At 67.7% G+C, this 22,348-nt stretch carries 27 protein-coding genes; 4 read left to right on the top strand and 23 right to left on the bottom strand.

Going from position 1 to position 22,348, the window contains the following annotated elements; translation table 11 throughout:
- Positions 1-15: 15 nt before the first annotated feature.
- Positions 16-1,092 carry a polysaccharide biosynthesis/export family protein gene (locus tag INQ48_07120; protein ID QRF60646.1) on the bottom strand — a complete coding sequence of 359 codons (1,077 nt, stop codon included), beginning with the start codon at positions 1,090-1,092 and terminating at the stop codon, positions 16-18.
- Positions 1,093-1,997: 905 nt separating this feature from the next.
- Here INQ48_07120 and mscL point away from each other — a divergent pair.
- Positions 1,998-2,429, top strand: a complete 432-nt coding sequence (gene mscL, locus INQ48_07115; protein ID QRF58998.1) for a large conductance mechanosensitive channel protein MscL — start codon at positions 1,998-2,000, stop codon at positions 2,427-2,429.
- A 34-nt stretch (positions 2,430-2,463) separates the two neighbouring features.
- Here mscL and pdxA read toward each other — a convergent pair whose 3' ends face one another.
- Together pdxA and INQ48_07105 are read right to left on the bottom strand one after the other, a co-directional pair.
- A complete protein-coding gene (gene pdxA, locus INQ48_07110) occupies positions 2,464-3,528 on the bottom strand; it encodes a 4-hydroxythreonine-4-phosphate dehydrogenase PdxA (GenBank protein QRF58997.1) in 1,065 nt (354 codons plus the stop codon).
- Entirely contained in the window at positions 3,525-4,298 is a 774-nt protein-coding gene (locus INQ48_07105; protein ID QRF58996.1) for a Nif3-like dinuclear metal center hexameric protein, read from the bottom strand. The genes pdxA and INQ48_07105 overlap by 4 nt, the downstream gene beginning before the upstream one ends.
- Before the next feature lie 134 nt (positions 4,299-4,432).
- Here INQ48_07105 and INQ48_07100 point away from each other — a divergent pair, with 134 nt between their 5' ends.
- Positions 4,433-5,596, top strand: a complete 1,164-nt coding sequence (locus INQ48_07100) for a trypsin-like peptidase domain-containing protein (GenBank protein QRF58995.1) — start codon at positions 4,433-4,435, stop codon at positions 5,594-5,596.
- 94 nt (positions 5,597-5,690) lie between these two features.
- On the opposite strand, the gene tatC is transcribed toward INQ48_07100, so the two are convergent.
- From tatC to INQ48_07055, 9 genes are all read right to left on the bottom strand, one after another.
- Entirely contained in the window at positions 5,691-6,500 is an 810-nt protein-coding gene (gene tatC, locus INQ48_07095) for a twin-arginine translocase subunit TatC (GenBank protein QRF58994.1), read from the bottom strand.
- Positions 6,501-6,581: 81 nt separating this feature from the next.
- Complete coding sequence (gene tatB / locus INQ48_07090; protein ID QRF58993.1) at positions 6,582-7,043, bottom strand: Sec-independent protein translocase subunit TatB; 462 nt, start codon at positions 7,041-7,043, stop codon at positions 6,582-6,584.
- Between the two features lie 12 nt (positions 7,044-7,055).
- Positions 7,056-7,301 (bottom strand): Sec-independent protein translocase subunit TatA, encoded by a 246-nt coding sequence (gene tatA / locus INQ48_07085; GenBank protein QRF58992.1) that lies wholly within the window; start codon positions 7,299-7,301, stop codon positions 7,056-7,058.
- A 62-nt stretch (positions 7,302-7,363) separates the two neighbouring features.
- Positions 7,364-7,723, bottom strand: a complete 360-nt coding sequence (locus INQ48_07080; protein QRF58991.1) for a histidine triad nucleotide-binding protein — start codon at positions 7,721-7,723, stop codon at positions 7,364-7,366.
- The gene (locus INQ48_07075; GenBank protein ID QRF58990.1) at positions 7,713-8,102 is read right to left on the bottom strand and encodes a hypothetical protein; all 390 of its coding nucleotides are present in this window, start codon (positions 8,100-8,102) and stop codon (positions 7,713-7,715) included. Before INQ48_07075 ends, INQ48_07080 begins: the two co-directional genes overlap by 11 nt.
- Positions 8,103-8,149: 47 nt before the next feature.
- Positions 8,150-8,530, bottom strand: coding sequence for a phosphoribosyl-ATP diphosphatase (locus INQ48_07070; GenBank protein QRF58989.1), 381 nt, complete (start codon positions 8,528-8,530; stop codon positions 8,150-8,152).
- On the bottom strand, positions 8,527-8,925 hold the full coding sequence (gene hisI, locus INQ48_07065; GenBank protein QRF60645.1) for a phosphoribosyl-AMP cyclohydrolase: 399 nt from the start codon (positions 8,923-8,925) through the stop codon (positions 8,527-8,529). Before hisI ends, INQ48_07070 begins: the two co-directional genes overlap by 4 nt.
- Before the next feature lie 37 nt (positions 8,926-8,962).
- The gene (gene hisF / locus INQ48_07060) at positions 8,963-9,745 is read right to left on the bottom strand and encodes an imidazole glycerol phosphate synthase subunit HisF (GenBank protein ID QRF58988.1); all 783 of its coding nucleotides are present in this window, start codon (positions 9,743-9,745) and stop codon (positions 8,963-8,965) included.
- 26 nt (positions 9,746-9,771) lie between these two features.
- Positions 9,772-10,608, bottom strand: a complete 837-nt coding sequence (locus INQ48_07055; GenBank protein QRF58987.1) for a D-hexose-6-phosphate mutarotase — start codon at positions 10,606-10,608, stop codon at positions 9,772-9,774.
- Between the two features lie 134 nt (positions 10,609-10,742).
- Between INQ48_07055 and INQ48_07050 the strand changes: the two genes are divergently transcribed.
- Entirely contained in the window at positions 10,743-12,050 is a 1,308-nt protein-coding gene (locus tag INQ48_07050; GenBank protein ID QRF58986.1) for a dicarboxylate/amino acid:cation symporter, read from the top strand.
- Positions 12,051-12,063: 13 nt separating this feature from the next.
- Positions 12,064-12,960 carry an amino acid ABC transporter substrate-binding protein gene (locus INQ48_07045; protein QRF58985.1) on the top strand — a complete coding sequence of 299 codons (897 nt, stop codon included), beginning with the start codon at positions 12,064-12,066 and terminating at the stop codon, positions 12,958-12,960.
- Between the two features lie 12 nt (positions 12,961-12,972).
- Here INQ48_07045 and INQ48_07040 read toward each other — a convergent pair whose 3' ends face one another.
- The 11 genes from INQ48_07040 to INQ48_06990 all read right to left on the bottom strand — a co-directional run bounded on the left by INQ48_07040 (position 12,973) and on the right by INQ48_06990 (position 22,348).
- Positions 12,973-14,157, bottom strand: coding sequence for an AAA family ATPase (locus tag INQ48_07040; protein ID QRF58984.1), 1,185 nt, complete (start codon positions 14,155-14,157; stop codon positions 12,973-12,975).
- A gap of 16 nt (positions 14,158-14,173) precedes the next feature.
- Positions 14,174-14,917 (bottom strand): 1-(5-phosphoribosyl)-5-[(5-phosphoribosylamino)methylideneamino]imidazole-4-carboxamide isomerase, encoded by a 744-nt coding sequence (gene hisA, locus INQ48_07035; protein QRF58983.1) that lies wholly within the window; start codon positions 14,915-14,917, stop codon positions 14,174-14,176.
- Positions 14,918-14,983: 66 nt separating this feature from the next.
- Complete coding sequence (gene hisH, locus INQ48_07030) at positions 14,984-15,649, bottom strand: imidazole glycerol phosphate synthase subunit HisH (GenBank protein QRF58982.1); 666 nt, start codon at positions 15,647-15,649, stop codon at positions 14,984-14,986.
- 51 nt (positions 15,650-15,700) lie between these two features.
- Entirely contained in the window at positions 15,701-16,336 is a 636-nt protein-coding gene (gene hisB / locus INQ48_07025) for an imidazoleglycerol-phosphate dehydratase HisB (protein ID QRF58981.1), read from the bottom strand.
- Positions 16,333-17,424 carry a histidinol-phosphate transaminase gene (locus INQ48_07020; GenBank protein QRF58980.1) on the bottom strand — a complete coding sequence of 364 codons (1,092 nt, stop codon included), beginning with the start codon at positions 17,422-17,424 and terminating at the stop codon, positions 16,333-16,335. Before INQ48_07020 ends, hisB begins: the two co-directional genes overlap by 4 nt.
- A 34-nt stretch (positions 17,425-17,458) precedes the next feature.
- On the bottom strand, positions 17,459-17,818 hold the full coding sequence (locus INQ48_07015; protein ID QRF58979.1) for a hypothetical protein: 360 nt from the start codon (positions 17,816-17,818) through the stop codon (positions 17,459-17,461).
- 8 nt (positions 17,819-17,826) lie between these two features.
- The gene (locus INQ48_07010; GenBank protein ID QRF60644.1) at positions 17,827-18,672 is read right to left on the bottom strand and encodes a hypothetical protein; all 846 of its coding nucleotides are present in this window, start codon (positions 18,670-18,672) and stop codon (positions 17,827-17,829) included.
- Positions 18,673-18,743: 71 nt separating this feature from the next.
- Positions 18,744-20,114 carry a histidinol dehydrogenase gene (gene hisD, locus INQ48_07005; protein ID QRF58978.1) on the bottom strand — a complete coding sequence of 457 codons (1,371 nt, stop codon included), beginning with the start codon at positions 20,112-20,114 and terminating at the stop codon, positions 18,744-18,746.
- A 23-nt stretch (positions 20,115-20,137) separates the two neighbouring features.
- On the bottom strand, positions 20,138-20,779 hold the full coding sequence (locus INQ48_07000) for an ATP phosphoribosyltransferase (protein ID QRF58977.1): 642 nt from the start codon (positions 20,777-20,779) through the stop codon (positions 20,138-20,140).
- Positions 20,776-22,059: a UDP-N-acetylglucosamine 1-carboxyvinyltransferase gene (gene murA / locus INQ48_06995; protein ID QRF58976.1), complete on the bottom strand. Its 1,284-nt coding sequence runs from the start codon at positions 22,057-22,059 to the stop codon at positions 20,776-20,778. The genes INQ48_07000 and murA overlap by 4 nt, the downstream gene beginning before the upstream one ends.
- A 46-nt stretch (positions 22,060-22,105) precedes the next feature.
- Positions 22,106-22,348, bottom strand: a complete 243-nt coding sequence (locus INQ48_06990; protein ID QRF58975.1) for a BolA family transcriptional regulator — start codon at positions 22,346-22,348, stop codon at positions 22,106-22,108.

The following is a 22,348-nucleotide window of genomic DNA, read 5'->3' as shown; positions in this document are numbered from 1 at the left end:
CGAATGGGGCTGCAATCAGTTGTTATGTCTGATATAAATTTCGCTCGCGGTATTCGCCACCGAAGCCGAAGGCAAAATCAGGTTGACAACACGGTTCCACTTGACCAAGGGCACGGGATCGATGTAGATAACATCTTGAGACTGCAGACGAAACTGGCTCGCAATCGCAAGTGCAGCGGGATTCTTGGCATTGAGATTGAAGATCGCGGGGGCGCCCGTTGCGCCTTGCCGAATGACATAAATTTGACCGGCGCTGGCCGTGGCATTCATTGGCCCCCCCGCTTCGCCCAAGGCTTCACTCAAGCTGAGACGACCATTGCTGCGCATGGGCAATGCCAAAGGCGCCAAGATCTCGCCCATGAGAAAGACCTTGGAGTCCTCCCTATTGGCCACGCGGATGGTGTCCTCGCTTTTCAGAGGGATGCTGTTACCGTCATAGCCGGCCTCGCGCAGCTTGACCAAGTCGATGAGGATGGACTGGCCATTCCGGATAAGCGTGACCGAAGACCGATTCCCCGCCGCCGTGATGCCACCAGCTCGGTTGATGGCTTCATTCAGCGTCATCGGCACGTCCGTGAAGATCTGCGAGCCGGGGATGCGAACTTCGCCTTCCACGTACGCACGGCGACTTCTGAAGGATTGGATTCGCACCGTGACCTGCGGATCGCGAATGTGCGGTCTCAGCAACCTGATCAGCAGATCCGAGGCATCGCCTTCGCTCAAACCTGCAACGCGCACACGTCCGATGTAAGGAAATGCAATTTCGCCGTCGGCGTCGACAATGAATCCAGGAGCAACCTGCACGCCCGTCGGGTCCACCGACTGCGAAATGACAGCCCCTGCATTGGGCAGAAGCTCAGGATGGTCATACACGATGACGCCCACCACATCGCCCGACCCAATCGTGTACCGCGCGCCCTTGCCAAACAGCGCTTGCACCTCCGGCGGCACTCCCTTGGGCGCAGCCTCGGCCAAGGTACGAACTAGCGCAAGGGAAATGGGCGTGATCTCGCCCTCCGGCGCGCCATCCGGCAGATAGCGGAAGTCGTTCGGCAACGGACTGGCCGCGTCGTAAGGCTCGACGCTCCCCATGCCCGGTGCAATGGCACACGCCTGCAACACCGCCACGGACGCCAGCAGAGCCCACCTCAGAAAACTCGATTCTTTTTTCAATTTCAACCCCCACGGAAAATCAATTTTCGCCATCGTCAATTTCGAATTCGGGACAAGCCCTACCTCAACAAAACCCGAACCAAAAGATTGGCTGGCCCAATGGGGTGCACATAGCGTCTTCTCAAAACGATCCTCGTCGCAAGACTGATTGATTGTTGAACAACCCAGACCCCCAGGCGCATCTGCGCCTGGCCTCTGACGCGGTGGTCAGCAGCCTCCCTGTTTGGCTGTTGGTCAAGAGACCTGCGGGATTTCCCTCCCCAGGCCAACCCGGCATTGTCGCTGCACGTGACGACTGCTATCCCGGCTTGTAAGTTGCAAAAGATTGTGTCCAACCTTGCTCGGCAGGCCGATCATAGGCGAGTCCCCTTGGCTTTCCTCGTTTCAACACCCCTGCCCAGCAAACCAATCTACTCGAAGAAGAAGACTTTTTTATAACCTTCGTAGCATTGCCAAAGTGTTAGCGATCCTTGTGTCAGCACCGTTTTCCGTAGGCCATGTTGCTGAACTCCCACGAAAAAGCTGCGAAAGAAGGCCTTCCCCGCGAATGTAAAGTTGCGAAAAAGTTCGCGCATCACCCGCTTGAGGGAGCTAAGGGTCGCGAGGGGCTCGCTCCGACCGGACAAAACTCGAAACAATTAGCGACAAATTGGATCCCGTCGCGCCGAATCACCGCCAATCCATCGCGCCGGCAGCGATCCAGATTTGGCTCAGCTTTGTGAAAGACTTCATGGGGCTCAGGCACCACGCCACGCCGAAGGCCCCAGCCTCCCCGTGCATACTGGCGCCTCCCTCAACCCCAGTGCTCCAGCACCCTCCCAACCATGACCATCCTCAGCGAATTCAAGGAGTTTGCCGTCAAGGGCAATGTCGTCGACCTGGCGGTCGGCGTGATCATCGGCGCGGCCTTCGGCAAGATCGTCGATTCGCTGGTGGCCGACATCATCATGCCCGTCGTCGGGCTGGTGTTCGGCAAGCTGGACTTCTCTAACCTCTACGTGGTGCTGGGCACGGCGCCGGCGGGTGTCGCCAACACCCTGGCGGACCTCAAGAAGGCCGGCGTGCCGGTGCTGGCGTACGGCAACTTCATCACCATCGTGGTCAACTTCGTGATCCTTGCCTTCATCATCTTCATGATGGTCAAGCAGATCAACCGCCTGCGCCGCACGGAAGAAGCCGCGCCGGCCGCGCCCGCGGCACCGCCCGAGGACATCGTGCTGCTGCGCGAGATCCGCGACAGCCTCAAGCGCTCCTGAAGCGCAGCGCGGCCCATCGCGGGCCACGCATCCCTCAGATACCGGCCAGCGCGCGCGCCATGCGCAGCGCCTCGACTAGGCTCGATGGATCCGCCCGGCCGGTGCCCGCGATATCGAACGCCGTCCCGTGATCGGGGCTGGTCCGCATCAGCGGCAACCCGAGCGTGACGTTCACGCCCTTCTCCACGCCCAGGTACTTCACCGGGATCAGTCCCTGGTCGTGGTACATCGCCACCACGACGTCGAACTCGCCACTATCGGCCACGCCGGCCTGCTTCGCCCGTGCGCGCATGAAGACGGTATCGGGCGCATGCGGCCCATCGGCGGCGATGCCTTCGGCGCGCGCCGCCGCAATGGCGGGCACGATGATCTCCTGCTCTTCCGATCCGAACAGCCCGCCCTCTCCGGCATGCGGATTGAGCCCCGCTACGCCGATACGCGGCGCGCGGCCCAGGGTGCGCGAGAGCGCATGGTGGGTGATGCGCAAGGTCTCGAGCACGCCGTCGAAAGTGACGGCCTCGATCGCGTGGCGCAACGAAATGTGGATGCTGACGAGCACGGTGCGCAGCTCGTCGTTGGCCAGCATCATGCGCACGGGCACCTCGGCCACGTCGCGGCCCAGATGCGCAGCAGCTTCGGCCTGCAGCAGTTCGGTATGGCCAGGAAACTGGAATCCCGCCGCGGACAGCGCCTCCTTGTGCAAGGGCGCGGTGACGATGGCGGCGATCTCGCCGCGCAGCGCGGCACGCGCTGCCCAGACCACCGCGTCGCCCGCCGCGCGCCCGGCCTCTGCGCTGATGCGGCCATGGACCACACCCACCGGCGGCGCGATCACCTGCAGCACGGGCACGCAACCCGGCGGGACGTCCAGCGCCTCCGCCGACGAAGCAATCTCGACCACGGGCCACGCCGGATGCCCAGGCGCCGACAGGGCCTGCAGCGCCGCCCGCATCATCGCCACGTCGCCCGCCACGAAGGCACCGCGCGCGGCCTCGGGTGCATCGCGAAACGCCTTGCCGATGATCTCCGGCCCGATGCCGGCCGGGTCGCCAAGCGTGATGGCAACGGGCTTGCTGCTCACGGAAGAGACGCTCGTCATGCCGGGTTGTCGATATCGATGAACTCGTGCTGCAGCCCGAGCTGCGCGGCCACGTGTTCGGCCACGGCGGGTGCGCCGTAGCGCTCGGTGGCATGGTGCCCGCAGGCCAGGAAGGCCACGCCCATCTCGCGCGCGTAGTGGGCCTGCGGCTCCGAGATCTCGCCGGTGATGAAGGCGTCGGCGCCCGCCGCGATGGCGGCCTCGAAGTAGCCCTGCGCGCCGCCTGTGCACCAGGCGATGGTCTTGATCGGGCGATGGGCGGTGTCGACCAGCGTCACCGGCCGCTTGAGCACCTTCTCGACATGGACGGCGAGCGCCTTCGCGTTGGCCAGGGTCTCGCCGTCCTCGAGGCCGCCGAGAAAGCCCAGCTCCTGCTCGCCGAAGCGCCCGGCCGATCCGGGATGAGCCAGCAGGCCGAGCTGCAGGCCGAGTTGCGCGTTGTTGCCGAGCTCGGGATGCGCGTCGAGCGGCAGGTGGTAGGCGAAGAGGTTGATGTCGCGGTTCAGCAGCAGCGCCAGCCGCTGCTTCATCCAGCCGGTGACTCGGCCGTCCTGGCCGCGCCAGAACAGGCCGTGGTGGACGAAGATGGCATCGGCCTCGGCGCGGATCGCGGCCTCGATCAGCGCGCGGCTCGCGGTCACGCCCGAGACGATCTTGCGCACCGTGGTGCGGCCCTCGACCTGCAGGCCGTTCGGTCCGTAGTCCTTGAATCGCTCGGGAGCGAGCAGCAGGTCGAATGCGTGCAGCAGTTCGTGGCGGGTGGTGCTCATCGCGACATTGTCGCGCCGCCGGCCGGCGCGGTCTTCGTCCCCCTGCCGTTGAGAGACAATCTCCCGCAGCGCCGCGCTCCGCGGCCTATTCCCCTCAGCGCCCCCGCCCTTTCGCGCCTTTTCACCAAGTTTTCATGAAACGCACCTGGCTGCTCTTCGCCCAAGCCGTGACCGTCCTGCTGGCGGCCTATTTCGTGGTCGCCACGCTCAAGCCCGAATGGATCAACCGGCGCACGACCTCGCTGGGCGGCGTGGTCTCGATCATCGAGGCACCCGCCAGTTCCACGCCCGGCGTGCCCGCGCCCGGCAGCCTCAGCGCCGCGGCCAAGAAAGCCTCGCCGGCGGTGGTCAGCATCAACACCAGCAAGGCGGCGCAGCGCCATCCGCGCAGCAACGACCCCTGGTTCCGCTTCTTCTTCGGCGACCAGGACGACCAGCCCCAGGTGGGCCTGGGCAGCGGCGTGATCGTGAGCACCGATGGTTACATCCTCACCAACAACCACGTGGTCGAGGGCGCCGACGAGATCGAGGTCACGCTCAACGACAGCCGCCACGCGCGCGGCAAGGTGATCGGCACCGATCCCGACACCGACCTGGCCGTGCTCAAGATCGAGCTCGACAAGCTGCCGGTGATCGTGCTGGGCAGCTCCGACGAGCTGCAGGTGGGCGACCAGGTGCTGGCCATCGGCAATCCCTTCGGCGTCGGCCAGACGGTGACCAGCGGCATCGTCTCGGCGCTGGGCCGCAACCAGCTCGGCATCAACAACTTCGAGAACTTCATCCAGACCGACGCGGCCATCAACCCCGGCAACTCGGGCGGCGCGCTGATCGACGTCAACGGCAATCTGCTGGGCATCAACACCGCGATCTACTCGCGCTCGGGCGGCAGCATGGGCATCGGCTTCGCCATCCCCGTGTCGATGGCCAAGATCGTGCTCGAGGGCATCGTGAAGGAAGGCCAGGTGCGCCGCGGCTGGATCGGCGTCGAGCCGAGCGACCTCTCGCCCGAGCTGGCCGAGACCTTCGGCGTGAAGGCCGACGCGGGCGTGATCATCACCGGCGTGCTGCAGAACGGCCCGGCCGCCAAGGCCGGCATCCGCCCCGGCGACGTGATCACCGCGGTGGGCGACAAGAAGACCGACAGCGTGCAGGCGCTGCTGACCGCCGTGGCCGGCCTCAAGCCCGGCAGCACCGCCCGCTTCGCGCTGCAGCGCGGCAGCGACAAGATGGAACTGGACGTGATGCCGGGGCTGCGGCCGAAGAGCCCGGTGCGGCAGGTGCCGAACCAGCAGGAGTGAACGAACGAGGCGCGGGCCCCAGAGTCCGCGGCACCACAAAAAAAGCGGCCTACGGGCCGCTTTTTCGTTGTCGGATCCGGAAGATCCTTGCCGCTCAGGGCGGCGTGGTCGACGACGAATCCGCTTCCTCGTCCTCCGGCGACTTCGAGACACGCGAGAAGTACTTGGCCCCGATGATCCCGACCTCGTACAGCACGCACATCGGGATCGCCAGCGCCAGTTGCGACACCACGTCGGGCGGCGTCAGCACGGCGGCCACGATGAAGGCCACGACGATGAAGTAGCCGCGGAAGGAGCGCAGCTTCTCGATGGTCACCATCTCGAAGCGCACCAGCAGCATCACGACGATCGGCACCTGGAAGGCGACGCCGAAGGCGAGGTACAGCGACAGGATGGCCTCGACGTACGAGGAGATGTCGGGCGTGGCCGCCACCGCCGCGGGCGTGAACTTCTGGATGAAGCCGAACATCTTGTCGAGCACGAACAGCTGCACGAAGGCGATGCCCGCGTAGGCCAGCAGGCTGCCGAAGATGATCAGCGGCAGCGCGAAGCGCTTCTCGTGGGTGTAGAGGCCCGGCGCCACGAACATCCAGGCCTGGTACATGAGCCACGGCAGCGCGAGCAGCACCGCGGCCATCATCAGCACCTTGAGCGGCACGAAGAAGGGCGAGAACACGCCCACGGCGATCAGCTTGGCGTCGGGCGGCATGTGGGCGCGGATCGGCATCGCGATGATGTCGATCAGCCCGCCGGGACCGGGCCAGACCGCCAGCAGGATGCCCGCGATCGCCATGCCGTAGACGCAATAGAGCAGCCGGTCGCGCAGCTCCATCAGGTGCGCGACGAAAGGCTGCTCGGTGCCGGCGAGCTCGTCTTCTTTGTTCTTGGAGTCGGAATCAGCCATTGAGGAGATGGAAAGCGTGGGCTGCCGACGGGCGGCGCGCGTGGGAACGCTGGGTGGAGGGGAAAACGCGCCGCGCCGCTGCTAGCTGACCTTGTGCGGCCGATAGCGCGCGACGCGCGCCGCGCCCGACAGCGCCTTGGTGCGCACGCCGTTGCGGGACTTGTACCACTGCGGCGTGGCGCCCTGCTTGAGGCGCCAGTTCTTGCGCGGATGCTTGTAGACCGGCATCACCGGTTCGGGTTCGGCCAGCGCCGACAGGGTTTCGCCCGCCGGGGTGGAGAACTGCTTCTCGAGGTCGCTGACGCCCGAATGGATGTTCTGCTCCACGTCGCGCGCCGCGTCCTCGACGGTGGTCTTCATCTTGCGGAGCTCGTCGAGCTCCATCGAACGGTTGACCTCTGCCTTGACGTCGTTGACGTAGCGTTGCGCCTTGCCGAGCAGCATTCCGACGGTGCGCGCCACGCGCGGCAGCTTTTCGGGTCCGATGACGATCAGCGCCACGACGCCGATCAGCGCCATCTTCTCAATGCCGAGGTCCAGCACGTGTCGCCCGGATCAGGACTTGTGGCGTGCTTCGACGTCGATCGTCGGCTTGTCGGTGGCGGCCGACTGGCTCGTGACCTGGGCGGCCGGGCCGGTGGCGGTCGGCGCGTCGGTCGCGGAACCGTCCTTCATGCCGTCCTTGAAGCCCTTGACGGCACCGCCGAGGTCGGAACCCATGTTCCGAAGCTTCTTGGTACCGAAGATCATGACGACGACGAGCAGCACGATCAGCCAGTGCCAGATGGAAAAAGAACCCATGGAAGACTCCTAAGAATGTGCCGATTTTAGTCGCGGCGAATGTGACAAATTTACTTAACGGCTCAGCCGCGAAGCCAGGGGCGCGGACCGCCCATGACGTGGACATGGAGATGATGCACCTCCTGCCCCCCTTCGGTACCCGTGTTGACTACCACCCGGTAGCCGCCTTCGGGGTACGGATTGCAGCCCTGCTCGAGCGCCAGCTTGGGCGCCAGGGTCATGATCTTGCCCATCAGGGCCGCGTCGTCGGGCGTCAACTGGGCCATCGAGGCGATGTGCTTCTTGGGCACCAGCATGAAATGCACCGGCGCCCAGGGCGCGATGTCGTGGAAGCCGAAGACGTCCTCGTCCTCGTAGACCTTGCGCGACGGGATCTTGCCCTCGACGATTTTGCAGAAGATGCAGTTCGGATCAGATGACATCGTTGGGTTCCATGGGACGGCCGTCGTTCATCCGGATCATGCCTTTCACGATCCGGTAGAGGAACCACAGCGAAATCAGGCTCCAGGCGATCCAGCCCGGGACGAAGAGCAGCAGCCAGAGCCACGAGGTGACGATGTAGAGCAGCCCGGCCCAGAGCACCGAGCGGATGCGCCAGCTGAAGTGCGAGGCCTGCCAGGTGCCGGCCGCGTCGTCGCGCTTCACGAAGTCGATCACCAGCGCCACCAGCAGCAGCAGCACCGAGGCCTGGGCCCCGGGCACCACGGCGCCGATGGCGACGATCAGGTGCAGGATGTAGCTGACCCAGCCCCAGGTTTTGAGCGAGTCGTCGGGCTGAACGTTCACGATGTCGTTGGGCATGGCGATGTCCTTTCGGTCGTCAGAGTCATCCCTGGGCAATCAGGCAGTCACTCGCTGGCGGCTTCGCGGGCCTGCACCTTGCGCAGCGCCTTTTCCTCGATGCCGCTGGTGCCTTCGCGCCGCTCGAGCTCGGCCACCACCTCGGCGGGCGACAGGCCGTAGTGCGCGAGCGCCACCATGGTGTGGAACCAGAGGTCGGCCACTTCGTAGACCACCTTCGTGCGGTCGCCGCCGTGGTCGGCGTCCTTGGCCGCCAGCACCACCTCGGTGGCCTCCTCGCCGATCTTCTTGAGGAAGGCGTCGGGGCCCTTGTGCAGCAGCCGCGCGACGTAGCTCTTCTCGGGATCGCCGCCATTGGCGGGCAGGCGGCTTTCGATGACCGCGGCCAGGCGTGCGAGGGCGTCGTTGGTGTTCACGGTGCCGCTCATTTGTAGATCGATTCCGGGTCTTTCAAGACCGGCTCGGTCACGGTCCACTGGCCGTTCTCGTACTTGCTGAAGAAGCAGCTGTGGCGGCCGGTGTGGCAGGCGATGCCGGGCTCGTGGCCGAGCTGGGTGACCTTGAGCAGCACCACGTCGTTGTCGCAGTCGAGGCGGATCTCGTGCACGGTTTGCACGTGGCCCGATTCCTCGCCCTTGAACCAGAGCTTGCCGCGCGAGCGGCTGAAATACACCGCGCGGCCGAGTTCGGCGGTCTTCTCGAGCGCCTCACGGTTCATCCACGCGAACATCAGCACGTCGTTGGTGCCTTGTTCCTGGGCGATCACCGGCACGAGGCCGTTGGCGTCCCATTTCACTTCATCGAGCCAGATCATGGGCGGGATTGTCGGCGATCGGCCGGCCGCGACCGGCGCCGAAGGGTCATTCAATCCGCACCGGGATGCCGCGCTCGGCCATCCGCGCCTTGGCTTCGCCGACCGTGTGCTCCCCGTAGTGGAAGATGCTCGCGGCCAGCACAGCGTCCGCCCCGCCCTTCTGGATGCCGTCGGCCAGGTCGTCGAGGTTGCCCACGCCGCCCGAGGCGATCACCGGCACGTTGACGGCGTCGCTGACCGCTCGGGTCAGCGCCAGGTCGAAGCCGCTCTTGGTGCCGTCGCGGTCCATGCTGGTCAGCAGGATCTCGCCGGCGCCGCGGCGCGCCATCTCGGTGGCCCATTCGACGGCGTCGAGGCCGGTGTTCTTGCGCCCGCCGTGGCTGTAGACGTCCCAGCCCGGGCCGCGGCTGGCCGCTTCCTCGGGTGTGCGGCGCTTGGCATCAATGGCGACCACGATGCACTGAGCGCCGTACTTGGCCGAGGCGTCGCTGATCACCTGCGGATTGGCGATGGCGGCCGAGTTGAAGCTGGTCTTGTCGGCGCCGGCATTGAGCAGCCGGCGCACGTCTTCCACGGTGCGCACGCCGCCGCCCACGGTCAGCGGGATGAAGACCTGCGAGGCGACCGACTCGATGATCGGCAGGATCAGGTCGCGGCCGTCGCTGGTGGCGGTGATGTCGAGGAAGGTCAGCTCGTCGGCGCCCTGCGCGTTGTAGCGCGCGGCGATCTCGACCGGGTCGCCCGCGTCGCGCAGTTCGAGGAAGTTGACGCCCTTGACGACGCGGCCGCCGGTGACGTCGAGGCAGGGAATGATGCGTTTGGCGAGCATGGTGGGGTAACGGGGAAAAGAAGAAATCAGAGGACGCGCAGCTGCTGCCAGCCCTGCCATTCGGCGCCGGGCGCGAGCTGCACGGGCTCGTCGATGCGCGCGGCCTCGACGCAGAGCATGTGGCGATAGCCGTCCTCGGGCATGTCGGCGAGTTTCGCACCGAGCACGGCACCCGGGTTCCAGACCACGGTTTCGGTGCAGGTGGCGCCTTGGGAAATCTCGAGCGTGCCACCCGGCTGCACCAGCCGCAGCGGCTCGGCGGGCGCGGCATAGACGCTGTCGAACTCGGATTCGAAACGCAGGGCCGGCGCGGTTTCCACATGGCGGTCGTCGCGCACCGCATCCCAGCGGTTGGCGCCTTGCAGGCCCTCGAGCCGGGCCTCGGCGATGTCGTCGACCGCCAGGTAGGTGTGCAGCGCGGCGGTGAACCCGAAGGGCCCGCCGCCGAGGTTGCGCAGGCTCAGCGCGGTGCGCAGCTGCCCGGCCTCGAGCGTGAACGCGACCCGCGCCTCGAAGGCATGCGGCCACAGGGCCCGGGTGGCGTCGTCATCGCGCAGCCGCAGGGTCAGCGCGCCCGATTCGGCATCCACGCCCTGGTTTTCCCAAGGCAGATTGCGCATGAAACCATGTTTGGGGAGCATGCCGCGCTGGTTGAACTGCGGGCAGCAGATGGGTACGCCGCCGCGGATCGCGGTCTTGCCGTCGAACACGGCGCGCGGGCTCAGGTAGAGCCTTTCCCTGCCGTCGGCCGTGGTCCACGAGAGCAGATGCGCCCCGTGCAGGGCCACGGTGAGGGTGCTGCCGTCGGCACCGGTGGCGCGCAGCGCGGGCTGGCCGCGAAACTCGATCGAGCTGATGTGCATGTGAAGAATTGTAGGCAGCGCGCCATGGGGCCTAAAGACTGCATGGTCAGGCCCCGATTGCAAGCCGGGGGCCTTCTTGGATACCCTGTGCCTGCCTAAAAAACGCTCACACAACCAAGGACAAGGGGAATCGAATGAAGAAGAAGTTGCCGATGGCGGCGTGGATCCTGATTGCCATGGTGCTCGGCATCATCCTCGGCTACATGATCTTCGCGAGCTTCCCGGACAAGGGAACCGCCAAGGAGATCGCGGGCTACGTCTCGATCGTCTCGGACGTGTTCCTGCGCCTGATCAAGATGCTGATCGGGCCGCTGGTGTTCTCCACGCTGGTGGTCGGCATCGCGCACATGGGCGACGCCAAGTCGGTGGGCCGGGTGTTCGGCAAGGCCATCGGCTGGTTCCTCACCGCCTCGCTGATCTCGCTGGTGATCGGCCTGGTGATGGCCAACCTGCTGGAGCCCGGCGCCAACCTCGGCCTGCCGCTGCCCGACATCGGCGCCTCGGCGAACCTCGCGACCTCCAAGTTCACCTTCAAGGACTTCGTGAGCCACACGGTGCCGAAGTCCTTCATCGAGGCCATGGCCAACAACGAGATCCTGCAGATCGTGGTGTTCTCGATGTTCTTCGGCGTGGCGCTGGCCTCGCTCGGCGACAAGGCGAAGACGCTGGTCGCCGCCACCGAGGAACTCTCGCACGCGATGCTGAAGATCACGGGCTACGTGATGAAGCTCGCGCCGCTCGCGGTGCTGGCCGCCATGGCCGCAACGGTGGCGGTCAACGGGCTGGGCATCCTGATCAAGTTCGCGGTGTTCATGCGCGACTTCTACCTCGGCCTGTTCGTGCTGTGGGGCGTGCTGATCCTCGCGGGCTTCACCTTCCTCGGCCCGCGCGTGCTCAAGCTGCTGGTGCTGATCAAGGAGGCCTTCCTGCTCTCGTTCGCCACCGCCAGTTCGGAGGCCGCGTACCCGAAGATCCTGCAGGCGCTCGACCGCTTCGGCGTCAAGCGCAAGATCTCGAGCTTCGTGATGCCGATGGGCTATTCGTTCAACCTCGACGGCTCGATGATGTACTGCACCTTCGCCGTGCTGTTCATCGCGCAGGCCTACAACATCCACATGCCGATCAGCACGCAGGTCACAATGCTGCTGATCCTGATGCTCACCTCCAAGGGCATGGCCGGCGTGCCGCGCGCCTCGCTGGTGGTGATCGCCGCCACGCTCAACCACTTCGACATTCCCGAGGCCGGCCTGCTGCTGATCCTGGGCGTGGACACCTTCCTCGACATGGGCCGCTCGGCCACCAACGCGGTGGGCAACTCGATCGCCACCGCCGTGGTCGCCAAGTGGGAGGGCGAGCTGCTGCCGGAGAGCGAGGCCGAGCTCAACGCGGCCCGGCTCGACGAAGAAGCGGCCGCGACGATCGCGCATCCGGCGCATGGCTGAGGCGATGCACGGCATGACGACGATCCTCGGCAAGACCGGCCTTGCCTGCGCGGTCCTGCTGCTCGCGGCCGGCGCGGCGCAGGCGCAGGAACTGCTCACCGGCACGCTCGCCAAGGCGCGCGCCAGCGGCGCCATCACCATCGGCTACCGCGAGTCCTCGGTGCCCTTCTCCTTCCTCAACACGCGCAAGGAACCGGTCGGCTATTCGATCGAGCTGTGCCGCGAGCTGGTCACGGCGATCGGCAACGCGGTCGACCGCACGCTCGCGATCCAGTGGGAACCGGTCACCTCCGACTCGCGCTTCGACGCGGTCGCCAGCGGCAAGGTCGATCTCGAATGCGGCTCGACCACCAGCAACCTCGAGCGCCAGAAGCGCGTGAGCTTCTCGCCGACGATCTTCGTCTCGGGCACCAAGGTGCTGGTGAAAAAGGGCACGCCGATCGCCTCGTTCCGCGACCTCGCGGGCCGCAAGGTGGCGGTGACGGCAGGCACCACCAACGAGAAGACGCTGCGCGAGCTGTCCGAGAAGTTCAAGCTCGGCATCCAGCTGCAGGTGGCGCGCGACCATGCCGAGTCCTTCGCGCTCGTGAAGAGCGGCCAGGCCGATGCCTTCGCGACCGACGATGTGCTGCTCTACGGCCTGATCGCGCAGGAGAACGCCAAGGCCGACTACCGCGTGGTCGGCGACTTCCTCTCCTACGACCCCTACGGGATCATGTACCGCAAGGGCGACCCGCAGCTCGCGAAGGTGATCAACGACAGCTTCCAGGTGCTGGCCGAGGACGGCGAGATCGAGCGCCAGTACAAGCGCTGGTTCCTGCGCAAGCTGCCCACAGGCGCCAGCCTCGACCTGCCGATGAGCGCGCAGCTCGAGACGATCATCAAGACGATGTCGGTGAAGGCCGAGTAGCCCGCGCCGCCTTCAGCGCGCCGGCCACTCCCAACGCGGAATCTCGCTCATGTTGAGGTTCGCGATGCGGGTCTCGCCCAGGCGCTTCTCGAGCACCACCGACTGCAGCGCGACGCCGTCCGCGGCCGCCGCCTCGAGCGCGGCGATCAGCCGCGAGGCGTGCGACACCACGATCACCTGCGACTCGCGCGCGGCATGCGCGATCAGCCGGCCGAGCGCGGGCAGCAGGTCGGGATGCAGGCTGGTCTCGGGCTCGTTGAGCACCAGCAGCGCGGGCGGGCGCGGCGTGAGCAGCGCGGCGATCCACAGCAGGTAGCGCAAGGTGCCGTCGGACAGCTCGGCGGCGGTCAGGGCGCGCAGCAGGCCGTGCTGGTGCATCAGGGTCTGGAAGCGGTCGCCCGCGGCATCGATCTCGATGCGCGCGCCCGGGAAGGCGTCGTCCACGGCGCGATCGAGCGCCTCGCCATCGCCGATCTCGCGGATGGTCTGCAGCGCGGCGGCCAGGTCGGCGCCGTCGTTGGCCAGCACCGGCGTGCGGGTGCCGAGCTGCGGCTGGCGCGCCGGCGCCTCGGCGTCCGAGCGGAAGTGGTCGTAGAAGCGCCAGGAACGCATCTGCTCGCGCAGGGTGAGCATCTCGGGCGCGTCGCGTGGATCGGCGTGCTCGGTCATCATGCTCGCGAAGGGCGGGATCGGCCGGCCCACGGGCTGCCAGCCGCGCCCGTCGCGCAGCCGCAGCGAGGCGCCCTTGCGGTCGACCAGCTGCGTGGACGGCCGCAGCAGCGGGCCGGCCCAGATGGCCTCGTGCTTGATCTCGGGATCGCGCGAGAAGGCGGTCGAGGGAATCGGCGGCGGCAGGCCGATGTCGATCGCGTAGCCGAAGTCCTCGGTGCTGGCGCCTGCGAAGCCCAGCTTCAGCGCGACCGGTTCGCTGCGCGTGGTGCCCTGCACCGGCATCTCGCCGCGCAGCATGGCGGCCGAGAAGCGCTCGGGTCCTGCCCACAGCGTGGAAGACAGGCCGCCCTCGCGCACCAGCGAACGGATCGCGCCGCCGTTGGCGATCTCGGCCAAGAGGCGCATGGCGCGGTAGACGCTCGACTTGCCGCTGCCGTTGGGCCCGGTGACCACGGTGAGCCGCGCGAGCGGCACCGTGAGCTGGCGCAGCGAGCGGTAGTTGGCGATGGCGAGCGCGGACAGCACGCGCCGCCGAGCCCCCTCAGGCGCCGGCCAGTTCGTCGGCGCGCGCCTGCGCCTGAGCGAAGTCGAGGTCGCCCGAGTAGATGGCGCGGCCGCAGATCACGCCTTCCACGCCTTCGAATTCGACCGCGCAGAGCTGATCGATGTCGGCCATGTTCGACAGGCCACCCGAGGCGATGACCGGAATGGACAGCGCGCGCGCGAGCTTGACGGTGGCTTCGATGTTGATGCCCGACAGCATGCCGTCGCGGCCGATGTCGGTGTAGATGATCGATTCGACGCCGTAGTCCTCGAACTTCTTGCCCAGGTCGGCCACCTCGTGGCCCGTGAGCTTGCTCCAGCCGTCGGTGGCGACCTTGCCGTCCTTGGCGTCGAGGCCGACGATGATGTGGCCGCCGAAGGCGCTGCAGGCGTCTTTCAGGAAGCCCGGGTTCTTCACGGCGGCGGTGCCGATGATCACGTAGCGCAGGCCGTCGTCGATGTAGCGCTCGATGGTGTCGAGGTCGCGGATGCCGCCGCCGAGCTGCACCGGGATGTCGTCGCCGACCTCCTTCAGGATCGCCTTGATCGCCGCGTGGTTCTGCGGCTTGCCCGCGAAGGCCCCGTTCAGATCGACCAGGTGCAGGCGCCGGGCACCGGCCTCGACCCATTTGCGCGCCATGGCGGCCGGGTCTTCGCTGAAGATGGTGGACTGGTCCATGTCGCCTTGCTTCAGGCGTACGCAATGGCCGTCTTTGAGGTCGATCGCTGGGATGAGGAGCATGAAAGTAACGCGAGAGTGCAACGAAAGGGCGCCGGCCGGCGGCGCCCGGTCAGGGGAACGAAGTGTTCAGGGATTCCAGTGGAGGAAGTTTCGGTAGAGCTGCAACCCGTGGTCCGCACTCTTCTCCGGGTGGAACTGGGTGGCAAAAATGTTATCGCGTGCGATGGCGGCGGTAAAGCATGCCCCGTATTCGGCTTCGCCCACGCTGTGCCGCGCATCGACCGGCCGCGCGTAGAAGCTGTGCACGAAATAGAAGTAGCTGCCGTCCGGCACCCCGGCCCAGACCGCGTGCGGCTGCGCCTGGCGCACCTGGTTCCAGCCCATCTGCGGCACCTTGAAGCGGCTGCCGTCGGGCTGCAGCTGTCCCTCGAGCTCGAAGCGGACCACCTCGCCCGGGATCAGGCCGAGCCCGTCGGTCGGCCCCTCGTCGCTGCGCGACAGCAGCATCTGCATGCCCACGCAGACGCCGAACAGCGGCTTGCTCGCTGCTGCCTCGAGCACCGATTCGAGCAGCCCCGAGTCGCGCAGCTCGCGCATGCAGTCGGGCATGGCGCCCTGCCCCGGCAGCACCACGCGCGCGGCCTTGCGCACCACCTCGGGGTCGGAGGTCACGAACACCTCGACGCCGACCTGGTCGGCGGCATGGCGCACCGCCTGCGCGACGGAGTGCAGATTGCCCATGCCGTAGTCCACCACGGCGACGGTGTTGGCGTTGTTTGCTACAGTTTTCATAGCTTCAATGACAGGCGGAGCGTGCGATGGCACGCTGTTCCGCTTGCAGGATCAGAGCGAACCCTTGGTCGAGGGGATGACACCGGCCGAACGCGGATCGAGTTCCAGCGCGGCGCGCAGCGCGCGGGCGAAGGCCTTGAACACGGTCTCGCACTGGTGGTGCGCGTTGACGCCCTTGAGGTTGTCGATGTGCAGCGTGACGAAGGCGTGGTTCACGAAGCCCTGGAAGAACTCGTAGGTGAGCTGGCTGTCGAAGGCGCCGATCATCCCGCTGGTGAAGGGCACGTGCATCTCGAGGCCGGGCCGGCCCGAGAAGTCGATGACCACGCGGCTGAGCGCCTCGTCGAGCGGCACGTAGGCATGGCCGTAGCGGCGGATGCCCTTCTTGTCGCCCACGGCCTTGGCCACGGCCTGGCCCAGCGTGATGCCCACGTCTTCCACCGTGTGGTGGCCGTCGATGTGCAGGTCGCCCTGGCAGTCGATCTCGAGGTCGATCAGCCCGTGGCGGGCGATCTGGTCGAGCATGTGATCGAAGAAGCCGATGCCGGTGGCCAGCTTGGCGCGGCCGGTGCCGTCGAGGTTGACGCTGACGGTGATCTTCGTCTCGGCGGTGTTGCGCGCGACCGTGGCGGTGCGCGCGGCGAGGGCGTCGGGGGTGGCCGCGGGAGCGGCTTGGGGGGTGGTCATAGTGAGGCTTCGAGCGCCGCGAGCATCCTGGCATTCTCGTCGGCCGTTCCGACGGTCAGGCGCAGGCAGTTCGCGAGCAGTTCGTGCATTTTAGAAACGTTCTTCACCAGCACCCCGCGCGCCTTCATGCCGTCGAAGGTGCGGGCCGCGTCGGGCACGCGCAGCAGGATCATGTTGGCGTCGCTGGGCCAGACCTTGACGCCCGGCAGCCGGCCGAGCCCCATCATCAGCCGCTCGCGCTCCTCGCGGATCTGCCGGGCCTGGGCCTCGAACACCTCGGCATGCTCGAGCGCAAACAGCGCGCACTCGCAGTTCAGCACGCTGACGTTGTAGGGCGGGCGCACCTTGTCGATCTCGGCGATCAGCGCGGCCGGGCCCATCAGGTAGCCCAGCCGGATGCCGGCCAGGCCGAACTTGCTGAGGGTGCGCATCAGCAGCACGTGGCGATGCTTCGCGAGCCGGTCGATGTAGCTGCGCGCGGCGAAGGGCTGGTAGGCCTCGTCGATCACCACCAGCCCGCCCTGCGCGCCCTGGGCCTCGACGATCTTCTCGAGCACCGCGTCGTCCCAGAGGTTGGCGGTCGGGTTGTTCGGATAGGCCAGGTAGACGATGGCCGGCTGCTCGCGCGCGATCGCGGCGAGCATGGCGGCCTCGTCGAGCTCGAAGTCGGCCGTGAGCGGCACGCCCACGAAGCGCAGGCCCTGGAGCTGGGCGCTCATGGCGTACATGACGAAGCCCGGCAGCGGTGCCAGCACGCTGGCGCCCGGCAGGTCGCAGGCGATCGCGAGCAGCGAGATCAGCTCGTCCGAGCCGTTGCCCAGCACCAGCGAGAAGCCCTCGGGCAGGCGCGCCTGCGCGGCCAGCGCGCGCTGCAGGTCGGCGCCGCGCTCGCCCGGGTAGCGGTTGAGCGCCAGCGCGCCGAGCCGCGCGCCGAGCTCGGCCTGCAGCGCGGGCGTCAGGCCGAAGGGGTTCTCCATCGCGTCGAGCTTGACCAGGCCGCGCGCGTCCTGCACGGCGTAGGCATGCATGGCGCGCACGTCGGCGCGGATGCGCTGGAGCGCGGGAACGGGAGCGGTGGTGTCGGACATCGGGGGCTCGGGGAAAAACGGTCGATGGAAAAATTCAGGAAGCGCAGCGGAAGCTGTTCTGCAGCGCGGTCGACAGCACCAATTGCACCGGCATGTCGGCCTCGTAGAGCTCGGCGTTGCGCTTGAGCTCGGCCTCGAACAGCGAGCGCGCCATCGAAGGCTCGAGCCGGCGGCCGTCGACGCAGAACAGCGGCTTCTGGCCCGCGCGCCGAGCGGCGTCGCCCGCCTCGCGCAGGCCCTCGAGCACGCCCACGAGGTAGTAGCTGGCGTAGGCCTTGCCCTGCTTCTTCTCCTTCACCTCGAGGGTGTGGAACTCGCGGATGCTCATGGCCTGGGCGCCCAGGCTGGCCGCGGCCAGCGCGAGCGGCAGCAACAGGAGGCGCGTGCGCTGCATGGCGGGCCTCACTTCGCGTAGCGCGGCGGCGGCGCGTAGCCGGTCGCGCCGTCGGCCGGGAAGGCGTTGGGCTGCGCGGCATCGGGGCCGCGGCGCGGACGGCGCGGGGCGTCGGGCTGCGCGATCTCGAACAGCGCGGCGCCGAGGATGCCGATGTTGCGCGCGTCGCCGGCCTCGGTGTTGGCGGCATAGGCGCGGCCCGGCGTGGCGAAGCGGAAGGCCGCGACCTCGGACTGGCTCTTGCGGAAGCCCTCGATGTCGAGCACCTGCAGCGGACGCAGCACGTAGCCGCCGTTGCGCAGGCTGCCGGGCTTGCCGTTGAGCACGTCGAGGCCGTCGACCGTGGCGATCACCTCGTAGCTGCGATCGCTGAGGTTGCGAAAGCGCAGCGTGTAGCGCGCGCCCTCGGCACCGGCGAGGCGGAAGTTCTCGTCGCCGCCCGTGCCGCGGCGCGCGCGCTGCAGCGCGATGGCGCGGCCCGATTCGTCGATCACCGACCATTCGACATTGCCCTGCGCCAGCTGCAGGTTGAGCCGGCGCTCGGGATTGGCACCGACGCCGCGGCGCACGCTGGCGGCGTCGTTGTAGCCGATGGAGGCGACCTCGTCGGGCTGCTCGGGCGTGTAGCGCTGGACCTGCACGCTGCGCGTGTTCGATTCGCGGCCTTCGCCCCACTGGGTGCCCAGGCGCGGCGCCGGCGCGGCGGGCGCGGCAACCGCGGCGGCCGTGCTCGGCACCGCCTCGGCCTGGCTCTGGGTGCGCGGCATCGGGGTGCAGGCCACGAGCAGCGCGGCACCGGCCAGCAGGCCGAAGGCGAACTTGAACAGGCGCGAACGACGCAGACGTTGATTCATCATCAGCCTTGCTCCTCCCGAGCGGGTTGTGGACGGAAATGCCATCGGAACCGGGCCCGCGGCCGCGGCCGTCAAACCTTGCGCAGCCGCATGCGCGCGGCCTCGGCGTGGCCCTGCAGGCCCTCGCCCTCGGCCAGCGTGACGGCGATCGGCCCGAGCACCTGGGCCCCGGCCTCGCTGACCTCGATCAGGCTCGAGCGCTTCTGGAAGTCGTACACGCCCAGCGGGCTCGAGAAGCGCGCGGTGCCGCTGGTGGGCAGCACGTGGTTCGGGCCGGCGCAGTAGTCGCCGAGGCTCTCGCTGGTGAAGGCGCCGAGGAAGATCGCGCCGGCGTGGCGCAAGAGCGGCTCCCAGCGCTGCGGCTCGCTGCTGCTGACTTCCAGGTGCTCGGGCGCGATGCGGTTGCTGATCTCGCAGGCCTCTTCCATGCTCTTCGTGTGGATCAGCGCGCCGCGGCCGTTGAGCGAGGCGGCGATGATCGCCGCGCGCGGCATGGTCGGCAGCAGGCGGTCGATCTCGGCCTGCACGCGGTCGATGTAGGCGGCGTCGGGGCACAGCAGGATGCTCTGCGCGAGCTCGTCGTGCTCGGCCTGGCTGAAAAGGTCCATCGCCACCCAGTCGGGCGGCGTGCTGCCGTCGGCCAGCACCAGGATCTCGCTCGGGCCCGCGATCATGTCGATGCCCACGGTGCCGAACACGCGGCGCTTGGCGGCGGCCACGTAGGCATTGCCGGGCCCGGTGATCTTGTCGACCGCGGGAATGGTCGCGGTGCCATAGGCCAGCGCGGCCACGGCCTGCGCGCCGCCGATGGTGAAGGCGCGCGTGACGCCGGCCACGTAGGCGGCGGCCAGCACCAGCACGTTGCGCTCGCCCTTGCCGGACGATTCGCCGCCGGCGCCGCCGGTGGCCACGCTGCCCTTCACCGGGGTCGGCACGACCATGATGATCTCGCTCACGCCGGCCACGTGGGCCGGAATGGCGTTCATCAGCAGGCTCGACGGATAGGCCGCCTTGCCGCCGGGCACGTAGATGCCCACGCGATCGAGCGGCGTGACCTTCTGGCCCAGCAGCGTGCCGTCGGCGTCGCGGTAGCTCCAGCTCTCGCCCGAGGCCTTCTTCTGCGCCTCGTGGTAGCTGCGCACGCGGTCGGCCGCAGCCTGCAGCGCCTCGCGCTGCACGGCGGGCAGCGAGTCGAAGGCCTGCTTGAAGTCGGCCTGCGTCAGCTCGAGCTCGGACACCGAAGCGGCGCCCAGGCCGTCGAAGCGGCGCGTGTACTCGAGCACCGCCGCGTCGCCTCGCGCCTGCACGTCGGCCAGGATGTCGGCCACCGTCTTCTCGATCGCGGCATCGGCATCCGCGGACCAATGCAGCCGCGCCTTGAATTCAGCATCGAAGCTGGCTGAAGTCGTGGACAGTCGGGCGGGGGCTGCTTGCAGGGTCATTTGGCGAAGTGCGGTTCGAGGGATCAGGCGGAGGGAATGGCCGACGCGAAGGCGTCGATGATGCGGCGGATGGGTTCGCGCTTGAGCTTGAGCGCGGCCTGGTTGACGACCAGGCGCGCGCTGATGTCCATGATGCGCTCGACCTCGACCAGCTGGTTGGCCTTGAGCGTGTTGCCGGTCGAGACCAGGTCGACGATGGCGTCGGCCAGGCCGGTCAGCGGCGCGAGCTCCATGCTGCCGTAGAGCTTGATCAGGTCGACGTGCACGCCCTTGCTGGCGAAGAAGTCGCGCGCCAGGCCCACGTACTTGGTCGCGACCTTGAGGCGCGAACCCTGGCGCACGGCCGAGGCGTAGTCGTAGTCGGCGCGCACGGCCACGCTGAGGCGGCAGGCGGCGATGCGCAGGTCGAGCGGCTGGTACAGGCCCTGGTTGCCGTGCTCGAGCAGCACGTCGAGGCCGGTCACGCCGAGGTCGGCGCCGCCGTACTGCACGTAGGTCGGCACGTCGGAGGCGCGCACCAGCACCACGCGCACGTCGGGGCGGGTGGTGCCGAGGATCAGCTTGCGCGACTTCTCGGGGTCTTCCGTGACCTCGATGCCGGCCGCGGCCAGCAGCGGCATGGTCTCTTCGAAGATGCGGCCTTTGGAAAGCGCCAGGGTGATCATGCGGTGGCTCCGGTCACGCGTTCGATGTCGGCCCCGAGGCCGCGCAGCTTGGCTTCCATGCGGTCGTAGCCGCGGTCCAGGTGGTAGATGCGGTCGACCAGCGTCTCGCCCTCGGCCACCAGGCCGGCGATGACCAGGCTGGCCGAGGCGCGCAGGTCGGTCGCCATCACGGTGGCGCCCGACAACTGCGGCACGCCCTCGACCATCGCCACCTTGCCCTCGACATGGATGCGCGCGCCCAGGCGCACCATCTCGTTCACGTGCATGAAGCGGTTCTCGAAGATGGTCTCGGTGACCATCGAGGCGCCGTGCGCGATCACGTTGAGCGCCATGAACTGCGCCTGCATGTCGGTCGGGAAGCCCGGGTATTCGGTGGTGCTGAAGTTCTGGGCCTTGAGCTGTTCGGCGCCCTTCGAGGCGATGCGGATGCCGTCCTGCTCGCAGCCGACCTCGCAGCCGGCGTCGCGCAGCTTGTCGATCACCGCGTCGAGGTGGTCGCCGCGCGCATGGCGCAGCAAGGCCTCGCCGCCCGCGGCCGCCACGGCGCACAGGAAGGTGCCGGCCTCGATGCGGTCGGCCACCACGGCGTGCTCGCAACCGTGCAGCTTCTCCACGCCCTGGATGCGGATGTGGCTGGTGCCGTGGCCCTCGATCTTCGCGCCCATGCGGATCAGCATCTCGGCCAGGTCGACGATCTCGGGCTCCTGCGCGGCGTTCTCGAGCAGCGTCTCGCCCTCGGCCAGCGCGGCGGCCATCAGGAAGTTCTCGGTGCCGGTGACGGTCACCATGTCGGTCAGGATGCGCGCACCCTTCAGGCGCGTGCGGCCCGCGGGCAGGCGCGCGACCATGTAGCCGTGCTCGACCACGATCTCGGCGCCCATGGCCTGCAGGCCCTTGATGTGCTGGTCGACCGGCCGCGAGCCGATGGCGCAGCCGCCCGGCAGCGACACCTTGGCTTGGCCGAAGCGCGCCAGCAGCGGGCCCAGCGCCAGCACCGAGGCGCGCATCGTCTTCACGAGTTCGTACGGGGCCTCGGGGCGGGTCAGGTCGCCGGCGTTCAGGCGCACGGTTCCGTTGTCGTCGCGCTCGGCCGACACGCCCATGTTGCGCACCAGCTTGAGCATGGTCGACACGTCCTGCAGCCGCGGCACGTTGTGCAGCACCACGGGCTGGTCGGTCAGCAGGGCCGCGCACAGTTCGGGCAGCGCGGCGTTCTTGGCGCCGGAAATGAGTACTTCGCCGCGGAGCTGGCGCCCGCCGCGAATCAGGAGTTTGTCCATCGAAGGTCCAGCGAGTGGCTCGCAAAGGGCCCGCAGGCCCGGAGAGTTATTTTTCAGCCGCCGCCCATTCGGACGGCGTATAGGTCTTCATCGAGAGCGCATGCACCTCATCGGTGTGCATTTTCGCACCGAGGGTGGCGTAGACCCGCTGATGGCGCTGGATCGAGCGCTTGCCCTCGAATTCGGCCGAGACGATGGTGGCGTACCAATGTCGGCCGTCCCCCTCGAGCGCGATGTGCTCGCACGGCAGGTGGGACTGGATGATGGCCTTGAGTTGGTCTGCGGTCAT

Origin of the sequence: Variovorax paradoxus (genome assembly GCA_016806145.1) — a bacterium.
In the GTDB taxonomy this organism is placed as follows: domain Bacteria; phylum Pseudomonadota; class Gammaproteobacteria; order Burkholderiales; family Burkholderiaceae_C; genus Variovorax.
This window is presented reverse-complemented; position numbering and strand designations above follow the sequence as displayed.